Genomic DNA, 13,790 nt, shown 5'->3' with positions numbered 1-13,790 from the left:
GCGGGATCAGCCGCCTGCGAGCAGGTCCTCGACCCGCGCCTCCCCTTCACGGTACCTGCGGGTGATCTCGGCACTGCAGCCGTCCGCCGTGCGCTGCAGAATCTGTCGCCGACCCGAGACCTGGCGCTCGTGCGCGGCCAGCCGCTCGAGGGCGGCCAGCAGGTCGGCGGTGGGGTGCGCGGCGAGGTCGGCCAGCTGGACGTCGCCGATCAGGGCGTCGGCCTCGCGCTGGTACTGCTCGCCGCGCGGCGTCCCGAGCGTGACGTGCCGGGCCGGGCGGCGGACGACCGACGGGGGGTCGGCGAGGATCGCGGGCAGCCGGTCCAGCAGGGCCACCGGCTCCGCGCCGGTCTCCGGGCACACGCCGCGCCCGGCCGCCGCGCCGGCCGCCGGAGCACCGGGGTGCACCCGGCGCCGTTCCAGCTCGGCCTGCAGGATGTCGAGCCGGCCCTGCAGCAGACGGCGGAGGTAGGAGAGGTCGGCCTCCTGCTCCAGGGCGTCCCGGCGGAGCATCCGCAGCTCCTCCAGGTCCAGCCCGGTGAGGTCGTACTCCGCGGGGCTCCCCGCCGCCAGCGCATCCGCTGCGGCGGCCACCGGCTCGGGCCGCCCCGCTCCCGGTCCGGCGAACCCGTACGACTGATCGCGGGCCGTGCTGCTCGCGTCCATCAACCAACCACCTGCCGCTGTCCTGGTCACGCTGTCCGATCCCGCCCCACGCCTGCCCACCGGGCACCGCGTACTGCCGTGCGCGCACGCCCCCGTTCCGGAGCACGCCGAGGCGCCCCGCGGGGTTCCCCCGAGGCGCCGCCACCACCCGTCCGGGCTACCCCGGCCGAAACGGCGGTCCGGTCGTTCGAATACGGCGAGTCCGCGCCTTGCCACGCCCACAGCGTGCCACTAGGGCCCCCGCCGGTGCACCGCCCGGCCACCCGAACGGCCCTCTGGCGAAACGGGGTGGCTGATATGACGAGAGCAACCCGCAGGCAGCACCGGGTCACTCCCGGCGCGCGTTGTTTCACCCCGGCGCGCGCTGGCGCCTTGCGCGCCTCCGGCACAATGGCGGCATGCGAGCAGTGGTGCAGCGGGTGACCGAGGCAAGCGTCACGGTGGACGGCGAGAAGGTCGGGTCGATCGAGGGGCCCGGGCTCTGCGTCCTGGTCGGCGTCACCCACGACGACACCCCCGCCAAGGCGGCCCAACTGGCCCGCAAACTCTGGACGCTGCGCCTCTTCGACGGCGGCGAGGACGCCGTCGAGCAGTCCTGTTCCGACCTGGGCGCCCCGCTGCTGGTGATCAGCCAGTTCACCCTGTACGGGGACGCCCGCAAGGGCCGCCGCCCCACCTGGAACGCCGCCGCCCCCGGCCCGCTCGCCGAGCCGCTGGTGGACGCCGTGGCGGCCGAACTGCGGACGCTGGGCGCCAAGGTGGAGACCGGCCGGTTCGGCGCGGACATGAAGGTCGCACTGGTCAACGACGGCCCCTTCACGGTGCTGCTGGAGGTCTGACCGCGCCGGGCTACTGCGGGACGACGACCTCCTGCGCGGCCGGCACCGTACCGGCCAGCAGCGGCGCGTCCACGGGCACGTTCCGCTTCACGATCGCCAGCGCGATCGGCCCCAGCTCGTGGTGGCGCGCCGAGGAGGTCACGAAGCCGAGCGCGCGCCCGTCCGGATCGCTCGCCAGCCGCACCTCGGTACCGTGCGGCGGCAGCGTCTCCTCCAGGCCGTCCAGGTGCAGGAAGACCAGGCGGCGCGGCGGGCGGCCGAGGTTGTGCACCCGGGCGACCGTCTCCTGGCCCCGGTAGCAGCCCTTCTGCAGGTGCACGGCGGTGGTCAGCCAGTCCACCTCGTGCGGGATGGTGCGGTGGTCGGTCTCGAACCCGAGCCGCGGGCGGTGCGCCTCGATCCGCAGCGCCTCGTACGCCCAGATCCCGGCGGCCGGACCGTAGCCGGCGGCAAGTGCCTCCAGCCGGTCGCGCGGCACGAACAGGTCGCGCCCGTAGGGGCCCCCGGCAGAGCCTCCCGGCGACACTTCACGTACCGCCGCGGCGCCCTCGGCGGAGGCGGAGGAACCGTTCGGCAGGTGCACCACCGCGTAATCGGCGGTCGCGTCCCTGACCTCCACCCGGTAGAAGAACTTCATGCTCTCCAGGTAGGCGATCAGCGCCTGCTGCGTACCGGGCTCGACGTGCGCCCAGACCGTGCTGCCGTCGTCCACCAGGTAGAGGGCGTGCTCGACGTGCCCGTGCGGGGAGAGGATGAGTGCCTCGGTGGCCTGGTGCGGCGGCAGCTGGCTGACGTGCTGGGTGAGCAGCAGGTGCAGCCAGGACAGCCGGTCCTCGCCGGTCACGGTGATCACACCGCGGTGCGAGAGGTCCACGAAGCCCTCGCCGGCGGCCAGCCGCCGCTGCTCGGGGAAGATCTCGCCGTAGTGGGCGGCCACGCCCTCGTCCGGCCCCTCGGCGGGGACGGCGCCGGGCAGGGCGAGCAGCGGGCTCTTGGTACCGGTCATACCGGTCAGCTTACGGGTGTTCCCCGGGCAGTTTGGCGGTGCAGTCGGCGCAGCGGCCGAAGATGGCGAAATGCTTGAGGTCGGTGTCGAATCCGTGCTCGGCGCGCAGGCTGTCGATCAGCGGTGCGGCGATCGCGGTGTCGGTCTCGGTGACCTTGTCGCAGTCCCGGCAGACCAGGTGCAGATGGGTGTGCCGGCCGGCCAGGTGGTACGTGGGGGCGCCGTGGCCGAGGTGGGCGTGCGAGACCAGGCCGAGCTCCTCCAGCAGCTCCAGCGTCCGGTACACGGTGGAGATGTTGACGCCGCTGGCGGTCTTCCTGACCTGGCTGAGGATCTCGTCGGGCGTGGCGTGGTCGAGTACGTCGACCGCCTCCAGCACCAGCTGGCGCTGCGGGGTGAGGCGGTAGCCGCGCTCACGCAGGTCGGCTTTCCAGTCGGTGGGAGTGTCGGTGTTCGCCACGGTGGTGTCCCTACCCGGTTCGAGGTCGTGAGACAAGTGTAGGGACCGGCCGAACGGCCGGTCCCTTCCTCGCACGCCGTGCTCCGCTCCGCCGCCTGCCCGGCAGCGGCCGCTCAGCGGAAGAACGCGATGCCGTCGTCCGGCAGGTCCGCGATGTCCTGGATCAGCTTGGCCTGGTTGAGCACCTTCTTCAGCTGCGCCGACATGTACGGCCGCAGCGGGACCTCGGGGGCGGACTTCTCGCCGACCCAGAGCAGCTCCTCCTTCACCAGGCCGTAGAGCCGCTTGCCACCGCTGTACGGGGCCGAACCCTCGATCCGGGCGACCGCGTCGGTGGCGAGGTCGATCTGCGGCTTGCCGTCGTGCAGCTTGCCGTACCAGATCTCCACGGTGCCGTCGTCGCGGACCGAGGAGAACTCGATCTCGCGCTCACCGCTGGTGCCGTGCGGGTTGGTGGTGATCCGCCAGAAGCCGTGCTCGTTCTCCAGCGGACGGACCTTCTCGCCCTCGTTGTTCAGCACCCAGGTGCGGGAGCGGAACTCCAGGAAGGGACGGCCGTCGTGCCGGAAGATGATCTCCTGGCCGAAGTTGCACTTTTCCGCGCCGGGGCCCTCTTCGCTGGGCAGGGGGGCGTAGACGCCCGCGCCCTCCCAGGTGCCCAGGAGGAAGGCCAGCGGGACGACGTCCTTGTGGAGGTCAGAGGGGATCTCGATCATGTTCCTGGTCGCTGTCGTCGGTGATGGAATCGACTCAACCGTACGGCAAGGGGGATCAGCGCTGGCCCTGGTACAGCTTCATCACGGAGAAGATGGCGAACCAGGTGATCAGGACGGCCATGAGAGCAAGCAGGCAGTCGAAGAAGATTTCGAGACCGGTCACGGGGCGCTCCCAGCAGCGGGGGGATGGCGGACAGTACGACGGCGCAGAGTCTATCGGCCGCCCCTCCCCGGGTCTCGGTGAGGCCCGACTTCCCGTCGCTAAGGTGGCGTCATGACGAAGAAGCTGGTCATCAAGGTCACGGCCGGGGCGGACGCGCCGGAGCGCTGTTCGCAGGCGTTCACGGTGGCGGCGGTCGCCGTCGCCAGCGGGGTCGAGGTCTCGCTCTGGCTCACCGGTGAGTCCTCCTGGTTCGCCCTGCCGGGACGGGCGGCGGAGTTCGAACTGCCGCACGCCGCACCGCTGCCCGACCTGCTGGAGTCGATCCTGGCGGCCGGCACCGTCACCCTCTGCACCCAGTGCGCGGCCCGGCGTGACATCACCGAGAAGGACACCCTGGACGGGGTCCGGATCGCGGGGGCCCAGGTCTTCGTCAGCGAGATCACGGCCGACGGCGTCCAGGCCCTGGTCTACTGACGGCGCGGTCCGCCGACGGCGCCCTCAGGGGCGCGGCTCGTGGTCGGGGTTGTCCCGGTCGTGGCCCGGCTGGTCCCACTTCGGGTCGTCCCAGCGCGGATCGTTCCACCAGTCGTCGTCCGGGTCGCGCCGGTTGGCGAGGACGGCCGCGAGCGGCGGGATGACCATGGCGACCAGGCACATTCCGATCGCGGCCGCCAGCGACCAGAAGCGCACCACGCCCCACGCCAGGACGAACAGTCCGATGCAGATGCCCATCATGACGAAGTAGCGGACGTGGCGCTGACGTGCCTGCACGTCTCCAGGGTATGGCTGAGGGCCCCGCGGTGGCAGGGGCCCTCAGCGCGTTCGCCGATGAGTCGCGTCAGATCGCGATCGGAACCTCGGTCTGGGCCCCGAGGGAGGCGACCACCACGCGGTCCACGGTCGCGCCCGGCACCAGCGCGCGCAGCGTCCAGGTGCCCGGGCGGGCAAAGAAGCGGAACTGCCCGCTGGCCGAGGTGGGCACCTCGGCGGTGAAGTCACCATTGCCGTCCAGCAGCCGGACGTAGCCGTGCACCGGCTCGCCGTCGCGGGTCACCGAACCCTGGATGATCGTCTCCTTGGCCACGTCAACTCCTGCCAGGTCCGGGCCGCCGGCCTTCGCACCGCACATGTCTGTCTCTCCTCTGGTTACCGGTGTCGGGCCGGGTGATCAGTTGCCGAGCTCGATCGGCACGCCGACCAGGCTGCCGTACTCGGTCCAGGAACCGTCGTAGTTCTTCACGTTCTGCTGGCCGAGCAGCTCGTGCAGCACGAACCAGGTGAGCGCCGAGCGCTCGCCGATCCGGCAGTAGGCGATGGTGTCCTTGGCCAGGTCGACGCCCTCGGCCGCGTAGAGGGCCTTCAGCTCCTCGTCGCTCTTGAAGGTGCCGTCGTCGTTGGCGTTCTTGGCCCACGGGATGTTGCGGGCGCTGGGGATGTGGCCCGGGCGCTGCGACTGCTCCTGCGGGAGGTGCGCCGGGGCGAGCAGCTTGCCGCTGAACTCGTCGGGCGAACGGACGTCGACCAGGTTCAGGCTGCCGATCGCGGCCAGCACCTCGTCGCGGAAGGCGCGGATCGAGGTGTCCTGGGCCTTCGCCCGGTACTCGGTCGCGGCGCGCTGGGGCACCTCGGCGACCAGCTCGCGGGAGTCCAGCTCCCACTTCTTGCGGCCGCCGTCCAGCAGGCGGACGTCGCCGTGGCCGTACAGCTTGAAGTACCAGTAGGCGTACGAGGCGAACCAGTTGTTGTTGCCGCCGTAGAGCACCACGGTGTGGTCGCCCGCGATGCCCTTGGCGCTGAGCAGCGCCTCGAAGCCGGCCTGGTCTACGAAGTCGCGCCGGACCGGGTCCTGGAGGTCCCTCTTCCAGTCGATCCGGACGGCATTGCGGATGTGGTTCTTGTCGTACGCGGAGGTGTCCTCGTCGACCTCGACGATGACGACCTTCGGGTCGTTCAGGTGGGCCTGGACCCAGTCGGCGTCGACCAGGACGTCGCTGCGGCTCATGGGGTTCTCCATCCGGGGGCGGTTGGCGGAAGGCTGCTCGGAAAGTGCTCGACTACGTCCCGTCCGTGCATCTGTCCAGATGTCGAGACAGGGGGATTGCGGGTCGCACCGTGCTCAGATCGGGAGATGCCGGACGGCACTGGGCGGCAATGTGCCAGTTCAGACCGCTGGCAAGGGGTCGGGCGGGCCGGGAACGCCGGTCAGAACCGCCCGGTCAGCGCATTCGACACAGGCAGGCGGCCACGCGGCACAGGTCTACCGCCCGCCGCTTCGTGAGTTCCGCCTGTCGCTTCATGCCGACGATGCTAGGGACAAGCGCGGTCCACTGTCACCAGTGTGTCGAATCCTGAGATGAAATGTTTCGAATATCGAGATTTCAAAGCCCTTCCGATGCACGGGGCCGCCCCGACTCTCTTCCAGGATCCCCGAAAGGGGGTGTTCGGGCAGCTCAGCGGGCTCGCACTGGACAGTCCGTCTCGCAGAGCGATACGGAAACGGCCGTTCGACCGGCCCACCGGGGACGGTCGAACCGGGGAGCAGGTGCGGGTCAGCCGACCAGCTTGACGTCGCTGCCGTGGAAGGTGAGCTTGAGGCCGTCCGGCTCGGGCGTCGCGCTCTCCAGGCTCAGTCCGGCCGGCAGATCGGTCAGGGTGAAGCTGCGCGGTCCCAGCAGGCCGTTCGCGGCCCCGTTCAACAGCGCTCCCAGGCCGCCGAGCCGGAAGCCGTCGGCGGTGATGGTGTCGTCCTTGCTGTGCACGCTGCCCTGGCCGATCGGCATTCCGCCGACCGAGGCCCCGACCTTGCCCGGCCCGGCGTAGGAGAGCTCGATCTGCTCGGTGCCCGAGACCAGCCTGGCCACGTCGCCGTACGAGACGACGCCGCTGCCGCTGCCGCTGTGCACGGTGGCGCTGCGGTAGCCGCTGCCGACCTCCACCCCGGACAGCTGCATGCTGAACGAGCGCAGCGGCACCTTCTCCCGGCCGTCGCTGACCGTCACGCCCTCACCCGAGAGCCGGACGCTGTCGAAGCGGCCCGCCACCGCCTGGGTGAGGAAGGGGAACCCGTCGATCGAGACCTTCGGGCGGCCGCTGATCTTCCCGGTGCTGACCAGCCGGTCGGCGGCCTCGTCCTGGGCCACGCCGACCGCGATCCGGTCCGCGCCCACCAGCAGTCCGAGCAGAACTGCCAGGCCGATGATCAGCTTGAGCAAGCCGCGCATGTATGACGTGCCTCTCGTCCCCGTCCGATCCAAGCACCGTACGGACCTACGACGAACCGAACCGGAGTCCGGTTCCGACCCACTGCCCGGGCACAGCGCCACCTTCTCCTCAAGGCGGAGCGCCCACCGGGCCGTACCCGCCGGCGGCTCACCCCCCGGCGAAGGGGGGCAGCACCTCGACCGTGCCGCCCTCGGTGAGCGGGACGGCGGCGTGCTCCCGGTGCCCCACCTGTTCGCCGTCCACCAGGTAGGAGCAGTGGTCGAGCACCTGGAGCAGGCGCGGACGGCTCGCGTGCCGGGCGCGCGCCGCCGCCAGTGCTTCGGCGAGCGTCGCCGCCAGATAGGGCTCCTCGGCCGTCCCGGCGGCCGCCTTGGCGGCGGCCCAGTACCGGATGGTCCCCGCCACCGGGGCTCCCGGCGCCGTCACCCGCTCGGGTGACGTCACTCCCGCGGGTGAGTTCAGCGCGTCACCGACATCGGTGGTCGCTGCCATGGCAACCCCTCCTCGTCGTCATCGCCCGGTGCGGCCGACCGGCTCCTGGTGCCGGGCCGCCTCTGTTCGGTGTACACGTACCGTTCGGCCGGTGCGGCTCCCATGATGACCGAGGCGGGCCGCCGACCGGGAACCGCCCGGCTCGAACCGGTCGGCGCGGCCGCCGAACCGGCCCCGGGGCCCGCACCAGGAGCGGGTCAAGGCCGGGTCAAGACCGGTCCGTGGCGGGCCCCGCCGGACGCCGGCCCGGCCGCCGCCGTGTGGCCCAGCCGACGGCAGGACGCTCTCCCGCTGCGCAGAGTGGTCGGCTATTCTCGTGAACGTAAGGGATCCGGGCAGAGTCGCCCCCGGGTCCTTTTGTGCATTCAGGACACCCACCACGGACGTCCTCACCGCCGGTGCCCCACCCGCGCCGACCACGAGGACCGCCCCGGGCCGCCACCCGGTGCGGGAGCAGACCCGGAAGGTTCGCGGATGAGCAGGGCACGAACGGAGCACCAGGGGTTGCGGGACCTCCGGTGCGCATCCCGTGCCGCCCTGCACTGCGCCGAACCGGCCGGAACGCCCCCGGCGCAGGCTCCTCCCCCACCTCACTCTCACTTCGCAGCTGCCACTGCCGGCTGTGGCGGCAGCCGTCCCGCTGCGACCGCGACGACCCGGAAAGGGGACCACCGGGTATGAGTTCTCTTCTGCTCCTCACCAACGCACTGCAGCCGTCCGCCGAGGTACTGCCCGCCCTCGGACTGCTGCTGCACAACGTACGGGTGGCACCGGCCGAGGGATCGGCCCTGGTGGACACGCCGAGCGCCGACGTGATCCTGGTCGACGGACGGCGCGACCTGCCGCAGATCCGCAGCCTCTGCCAGCTGCTGCGCTCCACCGGGATCGGCTGCCCGCTACTCCTGGTGGTCACCGAGGGCGGACTGACCGCCGTCACCGCCGAGTGGGGCATCGACGACGTCCTGCTGGACACCGCCGGGCCCGCCGAGGTCGAGGCCCGGCTGCGGCTGGCCATGGGCCGGCTCCAGGTGTCGGCGGACGACAGCCCGATGGAGATCCGCAACGGCGACCTCTCGGTGGACGAGGCGACGTACTCCGCCAAGCTCAAGGGCCGGGTGCTGGACCTGACCTTCAAGGAGTTCGAGCTGCTCAAGTACCTCGCGCAGCACCCCGGCCGGGTCTTCACCCGGGCGCAGCTGCTGCAGGAGGTCTGGGGCTACGACTACTTCGGGGGCACCCGCACGGTCGACGTCCACGTCCGGCGGCTGCGGGCCAAGCTGGGTGTGGAGCACGAGCAGCTGATCGGCACCGTCCGCAACGTCGGCTACCGCTTCGTGGTGCCGACGGCCCAGGACAAGGGCGAGCGGCCGGGCGTCGAGGCCCCCAGAGCGGCCGCCGCGCAGGAGGCCTGAACCCGGTGCCGGGCCCGGCGGTCGCACGGCGGCCGCCCGGCTTGTCCGGTTATGCACTGGGTTCGAGGTCACAGACGTGTGGCGTCCGTGACACTGCTCATAGCGCTGTCGTGCCACCCGCGTAGACTCCCTGCGTGGCCAAGGTGACGCGCGACGATGTAGCCCGACTGGCTGGGACCTCGACGGCGGTCGTCAGCTACGTCATCAACAACGGGCCGCGCCCGGTCGCGCCCGCGACCAGGGAGAAGGTGCTCGCGGCGATCGACCAGCTCGGCTACCGGCCGAACAGCGTCGCCCAGGCGATGGCCTCCCGCCGCACCAACCTGATCGGCATGGTCGTCCCCGACGCCCGCCAGCCGTTCTTCGCCGAGATGGCGCACGCCGTGGAACGCGCCGCCTCCGAGCGCGGCAAGCTCGTACTGATCGGCAACTCCGACTACGCGGACGACCGCGAGGTGCACTACGTCCGCGCCTTCCTCGGCATGCGGGTCTCCGGCCTGATCCTGGTCAGCCAGGGCCCCTCGCAGCGCGCGGCGGAGGAGTTCGCCGCCATGGAGGGCGCCAAGGTGGTGCTGCTGCACCGCCGTCCCGAGGCGATCGACGACGTCGCCGTGGTCAGCGATGACGTGGCCGGCGCCGAGCTGGCCGTCCGCCACCTGCTGGAGCACCACGGGCACCCGTACGTAGTCTGCTTCGGCGGCCCGGTGGAGGCGCCCGCGCCGGGCGACCCGGTCATCGACCACGTCGAGGGCTGGCAGCGGGCCATGGACGCCCACGACCTGCCAACCGAGCCCCACCTGCTGGACGCCCCGTTCAACCGCTACGGCGCCTACCAGGTCGCGGTGGAGCTGCTGCGCTCCCCCGCCCGCCCGCCGGCCATCTTCTGCTCCACCGACGACCAGGCGATCGGTGTCCTGCGGGCCGCGCGCGAGGTCGGCCTGCGGGTGCCGGAGGACCTGGCGGTGGCCGGCTACGACGACGTACCCGAGGCGGCGTTCGTCGACCCGCCGCTGACCACGGTGGCCTCCGACCGGGACGCCATGGCCCGGGCCGCGGTCGACCTGGTGCTGGACGACTCGCTGATGGTCCCGGGTTCCGACACCGAGCGGGTGCGCAAGTTCCCGTCGCGCCTGGTGGTACGGCGTTCCTGCGGCTGCGACGGGGCTGTCGGAAGCTGATCGGGCGCACCGGTTGATCCGTACGCTGACCTGGCTTTATGAGAAGCCAACAGGCTTCTCGGCAGGTTCAAAGTCGGTTCTCATCAGATCTTCATCCAGCGGGCCGACGTTGGATCCATGAGCGATCAGCACCGCACCAACGAAGAGCAGGCGGCCACCGGTCCGTACCTCACCGGGTCGGACAGCAACGCCTCATACCGCTACGGCCACTGGCCCGCACCCGAGGAGCCCCCGGCCCCCGAGGCCGGGTTCCCTACCGCCCCGCTCCCCGCCGTCGAGGCACTGCGGGCCCCGGCCCGCCACGCCGTACGCGGCCTGCTCAAGGGCAGGCTCGCCCTGGTCACCGCCGTGGCCGCGATCGCCGCCGTGCTCGGCGGCGCGGCCGGAGGCGCGCTGGTCGGCCACCGGGCCACCGCCGCCGGCCCCGCCGCCTCCACCGTGGTCAGCCCGGTCTCCTCCAGCTCCACCGGCAACGTGGCCGCGATCGCCGCCGCGGTCTCCCCGAGCGTCGTCCAGATCACCGTGAAGTCCAGCACCGGCACCGCGACCGGCACCGGCGTGGTCCTCACCTCCGGCGGGCAGATCCTCACCAACTACCACGTCATCTCCGGCGCGGTCGGCGACGACGGCCAGATCACCGTCACCTTCCACAACGGCAGCACCGCGAGCGCCGCCGTGAAGGGCACCGACAAGTCCACGGACGTCGCGGTGATCAACGCCTCCGGTGTCAGCGGCCTCGCCCCCGCCACCCTCGGCGACTCCGACAGCATGCAGATCGGCGACCCGGTGGTCGCCATCGGCAACCCCGAGGGCCTCACCGGAACGGTCACCTCCGGCATCATCAGCGCCAAGGACCGCCCGGTCACCGTCCAGGTCGACGAGGGCTCCACCCGCGACAACGGCGGCTTCGGCTTCCCGTTCCTCCCCGGCCAGCGCACCGGCTCCGCCCCCGGCGGGGACACCGCCAACTACAAGGCCCTGCAGACCGACGCCGCGCTCAACCCCGGCAACTCCGGCGGTCCGCTGATCAACACCGGCGGCCAGGTGATCGGCCTCAACTCGGCCATGTACTCGGGCAGCAACTCCGGTGACACGAGCAGTGAGAACGCGGGCAGCGTCGGCCTCGGCTTCGCGATCCCGATCAACGACATCAAGCGGCTGCTGCCCAAGCTCCAGGCCGGCCAGACCCTCTGACCGTCAACCGAAGCTGTCGCAACCCTCCGTGTTCGCGGCCCGATCGACGCACAATTGCTCAGGACACCCGGACGCAGAAAGGCCACCGGCCCATGACTCCCCCCGCCGACGACCGCACCTTCGCCGAGGCCGCGGGCTCCACCGCCCGCATCCTCGTGGTCGACGACGAGCCCGCGCTGCGGGACGCCCTGGAGAGCAGCCTCGCCTTCGAGGGCTACGACGTCACCACCGCCACCGACGGCTACGAGGCGCTGGACGCCGTCGAGCGCGAGCGGCCCGACCTCGTCCTGCTGGACATCATGATGCCCCGGATGGACGGCCTCACCACCGTCCGCCGGATGCGGGGCCGCGGCGACGCCGTGCCCGTCCTGATGCTCACCGCCCGCGACGCCGTCGGCGACCGGGTCACCGGCCTGGACGTCGGCGCCGACGACTACCTCGCCAAGCCCTTCGAACTGGACGAACTGCTCGCCCGGGTCCGGGCCCTGCTGCGCCGCAGCGCCATCGCCAACGAGGCCGCCGCCCGCGCGGCCGCCGAGGACAGCGACAGCGACGTACTCGCCTTCGGCGGCCTGCGGATGAACACCGCCACCCGCGAGGTCAGCCGCGAGGGCAAGTCCATCGAGCTCACCCGCACCGAGTTCATGCTGCTGGAGATGTTCCTCTCGCACCCGCGCCAGGTCCTCACCCGCGAGCAGATCCTCAAGGCGGTCTGGGGCTTCGACTTCGAGCCCTCCTCCAACTCGCTGGACGTGTACGTCATGTACCTGCGCCGCAAGACCGAACAGGGCGGCATGCCCCGCCTGATCCAAACCGTCCGCGGCGTCGGCTACGCCCTGCGCACCGCAGCGGGCGCCGCGGCGTGAAACTGCTCCACCGGCTGACCGGCTGGTTCCGCTCCCGCTCCCTGCGGAGCCGGCTGGCCATGCTCACCGCCGCCGCGGTGGCGGTCACGATCGCGCTGTCGGCTCTGGCGTGCTGGTTCATCGTCCGCGACCGGCTGTACGAGCAGGTAAGGCAGAACCTCTCGCTCGCACCACTGGACCCGATCGGGCCGGGGAGCGCCACCCGTCTCCAGGACTGGCCAAAAGCGAACTGCGGCGCCTCGGCAGCGGCCGCGCAGACTGCCACCCGGGCCAACAACATCAAGCTCTCTGCATCCCGCCCGACTCCCCCGGGCCCCGGCCACCACAACTACTACCAGTGGAACACCGAGCTGGTGACAGCCGATGGGAGCACCGTGTGCCTGCCCATCGGAGCGCAAAGGGGAATCGTCCCCGCGCCGTCCGACCTCGCTGCACTGGGGTTCGGTCCTGGTCAGTTCAAGTTCCGGAGTGGCAACGACGTGGATGGCAAGCCACTCACAATCCGCTACAGCCTGTACACCGATGGCACTGGCGAGCAGTTCATCCTGCTCGCCGCCAGTGCCACGGACCCCACGGAGACTCTGCGCGGCCTCGGCCTGCTCCTGATCGGCGTCGCCGGCCTCGGCGTGGTCGGTGCCGGGGTGACCGGCACCCTGGTGGCCCGGCAGGCGCTCAAGCCGGTCGACCAACTCACCGACGTGGTGGAGCACATCGCCCGCACCGAGGAGGTCGGCACCACCATCCCGGTCCGGGGCAACGACGAGATCGCCCGGCTGGCCACGTCCTTCAACTCGATGTCCACCGCGCTGCTGAACTCCCGCGAGCGCCAGACCCGGCTGATCGCCGACGCCGGCCACGAACTGCGCACTCCGCTCACCTCGCTGCGCACCAACGTCGACCTGATGATCCGCAGCGACGAGACCGGCCGCCCGTTGCCGCCCGCCACCCGCACCAAGCTGCTGGGCAACATGAAGGCCCAGATGCAGGAACTCACCGTGCTGATCGGCGACCTGCTGCAGCTCTCCCGCCCGGACTCCCCCAAGCCCGGCCAGAACCTGACCGTGCTGGCGCTGCACGACATCGCCGCCCGCGCCGTGGAACGGGCCAAGCTGCGCGGCCCCGGCCTGACCTTCGCGGTCGAGCTGGACCCGTGGTACGTACGGGGCGACGGCCCGGCCCTGGACCGCGCCGTGATCAACCTCCTCGACAACGCGGTGAAGTACTCGCCGCCCGGCGGCACCATCGAAGTCGCCCTCCACCAGGGCACGTTGACCGTCCGCGACCACGGCCCCGGCATCCCGGCGGACGAACTCCCGTACGTCTTCGACCGGTTCTGGCGCTCCCCGTCCTCCCGACAGCTACCCGGCTCCGGCCTCGGGCTGTCGATCGTCGCCCAGACGATCCAGGACACCGGCGGCGAGGTCGCCCTCGGCCCCGCCCGGGACGGCGGACCCGGCGCACTGGCCACAGCCCGCCTGCCCGGCCAGTCCGACCTGCCGCAGTAGGACCGGTCAGGACCGGCCCCCTGACGCCGAAGGGGCGGGGCGCCCGAAGGCGCCCCGCCCCGCAACGTGCG

17 protein-coding genes are annotated in these 13,790 nt (G+C 71.6%); 7 read left to right on the top strand and 10 right to left on the bottom strand.

Annotation, left to right across the window (positions count from 1 at the left end; genetic code table 11):
* Positions 1-6 precede the first annotated feature (6 nt).
* The gene (locus ACZ5ON_RS13175; protein WP_465590194.1) at positions 7-666 is read right to left on the bottom strand and encodes an RsiG family protein; all 660 of its coding nucleotides are present in this window, start codon (positions 664-666) and stop codon (positions 7-9) included.
* A gap of 398 nt (positions 667-1,064) precedes the next feature.
* On the opposite strand from ACZ5ON_RS13175, the gene dtd reads away from it, so the two are divergent.
* Positions 1,065-1,505, top strand: a complete 441-nt coding sequence (gene dtd, locus ACZ5ON_RS13170; RefSeq protein ID WP_465590191.1) for a D-aminoacyl-tRNA deacylase — start codon at positions 1,065-1,067, stop codon at positions 1,503-1,505.
* Between the two features lie 10 nt (positions 1,506-1,515).
* Here dtd and ygfZ read toward each other — a convergent pair whose 3' ends face one another.
* The 3 genes from ygfZ to ACZ5ON_RS13155 form a co-directional block, all read right to left on the bottom strand.
* Positions 1,516-2,511, bottom strand: coding sequence for a CAF17-like 4Fe-4S cluster assembly/insertion protein YgfZ (gene ygfZ / locus ACZ5ON_RS13165; RefSeq protein WP_465590187.1), 996 nt, complete (start codon positions 2,509-2,511; stop codon positions 1,516-1,518).
* Positions 2,512-2,521: 10 nt separating this feature from the next.
* The gene (locus tag ACZ5ON_RS13160; RefSeq protein ID WP_465590184.1) at positions 2,522-2,971 is read right to left on the bottom strand and encodes a Fur family transcriptional regulator; all 450 of its coding nucleotides are present in this window, start codon (positions 2,969-2,971) and stop codon (positions 2,522-2,524) included.
* 113 nt (positions 2,972-3,084) lie between these two features.
* On the bottom strand, positions 3,085-3,687 hold the full coding sequence (locus ACZ5ON_RS13155) for a heme-binding beta-barrel domain-containing protein (RefSeq protein WP_465590181.1): 603 nt from the start codon (positions 3,685-3,687) through the stop codon (positions 3,085-3,087).
* A 274-nt stretch (positions 3,688-3,961) separates the two neighbouring features.
* Here ACZ5ON_RS13155 and ACZ5ON_RS13150 point away from each other — a divergent pair, with 274 nt between their 5' ends.
* On the top strand, positions 3,962-4,324 hold the full coding sequence (locus ACZ5ON_RS13150) for a DsrE family protein (protein ID WP_465590178.1): 363 nt from the start codon (positions 3,962-3,964) through the stop codon (positions 4,322-4,324).
* A 24-nt stretch (positions 4,325-4,348) separates the two neighbouring features.
* Here ACZ5ON_RS13150 and ACZ5ON_RS13145 read toward each other — a convergent pair whose 3' ends face one another.
* The 6 genes from ACZ5ON_RS13145 to ACZ5ON_RS13120 form a co-directional block, all read right to left on the bottom strand.
* Complete coding sequence (locus ACZ5ON_RS13145; protein ID WP_465590175.1) at positions 4,349-4,621, bottom strand: DUF3099 domain-containing protein; 273 nt, start codon at positions 4,619-4,621, stop codon at positions 4,349-4,351.
* Between the two features lie 67 nt (positions 4,622-4,688).
* Positions 4,689-4,979: a DUF1416 domain-containing protein gene (locus tag ACZ5ON_RS13140; RefSeq protein ID WP_427393281.1), complete on the bottom strand. Its 291-nt coding sequence runs from the start codon at positions 4,977-4,979 to the stop codon at positions 4,689-4,691.
* A gap of 39 nt (positions 4,980-5,018) precedes the next feature.
* Positions 5,019-5,852 carry a sulfurtransferase gene (locus tag ACZ5ON_RS13135; protein WP_465590170.1) on the bottom strand — a complete coding sequence of 278 codons (834 nt, stop codon included), beginning with the start codon at positions 5,850-5,852 and terminating at the stop codon, positions 5,019-5,021.
* 214 nt (positions 5,853-6,066) lie between these two features.
* The gene (locus ACZ5ON_RS13130) at positions 6,067-6,147 is read right to left on the bottom strand and encodes an Ms5788A family Cys-rich leader peptide (protein ID WP_370118893.1); all 81 of its coding nucleotides are present in this window, start codon (positions 6,145-6,147) and stop codon (positions 6,067-6,069) included.
* Between the two features lie 252 nt (positions 6,148-6,399).
* Positions 6,400-7,071, bottom strand: a complete 672-nt coding sequence (locus ACZ5ON_RS13125) for an LmeA family phospholipid-binding protein (RefSeq protein WP_465590167.1) — start codon at positions 7,069-7,071, stop codon at positions 6,400-6,402.
* Positions 7,072-7,219: 148 nt separating this feature from the next.
* A complete protein-coding gene (locus tag ACZ5ON_RS13120) occupies positions 7,220-7,465 on the bottom strand; it encodes a MoaD/ThiS family protein (RefSeq protein ID WP_465590657.1) in 246 nt (81 codons plus the stop codon).
* A 776-nt stretch (positions 7,466-8,241) separates the two neighbouring features.
* On the opposite strand from ACZ5ON_RS13120, the gene ACZ5ON_RS13115 reads away from it, so the two are divergent.
* From ACZ5ON_RS13115 to ACZ5ON_RS13095, 5 genes are all read left to right on the top strand, one after another.
* On the top strand, positions 8,242-8,976 hold the full coding sequence (locus ACZ5ON_RS13115) for a response regulator transcription factor (RefSeq protein WP_465590164.1): 735 nt from the start codon (positions 8,242-8,244) through the stop codon (positions 8,974-8,976).
* A gap of 134 nt (positions 8,977-9,110) precedes the next feature.
* Positions 9,111-10,154 (top strand): LacI family DNA-binding transcriptional regulator, encoded by a 1,044-nt coding sequence (locus tag ACZ5ON_RS13110; protein WP_465590160.1) that lies wholly within the window; start codon positions 9,111-9,113, stop codon positions 10,152-10,154.
* Between the two features lie 117 nt (positions 10,155-10,271).
* The gene (locus ACZ5ON_RS13105) at positions 10,272-11,348 is read left to right on the top strand and encodes a S1C family serine protease (protein ID WP_465590157.1); all 1,077 of its coding nucleotides are present in this window, start codon (positions 10,272-10,274) and stop codon (positions 11,346-11,348) included.
* 92 nt (positions 11,349-11,440) lie between these two features.
* Positions 11,441-12,214: a response regulator transcription factor gene (locus ACZ5ON_RS13100; protein WP_465590152.1), complete on the top strand. Its 774-nt coding sequence runs from the start codon at positions 11,441-11,443 to the stop codon at positions 12,212-12,214.
* Complete coding sequence (locus tag ACZ5ON_RS13095; RefSeq protein ID WP_465590149.1) at positions 12,211-13,719, top strand: HAMP domain-containing sensor histidine kinase; 1,509 nt, start codon at positions 12,211-12,213, stop codon at positions 13,717-13,719. The genes ACZ5ON_RS13100 and ACZ5ON_RS13095 overlap by 4 nt, the downstream gene beginning before the upstream one ends.
* Positions 13,720-13,790: the final 71 nt, after the last annotated feature.

Source organism: Kitasatospora sp. NPDC032150 (assembly GCF_055579945.1).
Note: the sequence above shows the minus strand (reverse complement) of the source record. Positions and strands in the feature narration are given on the sequence as shown.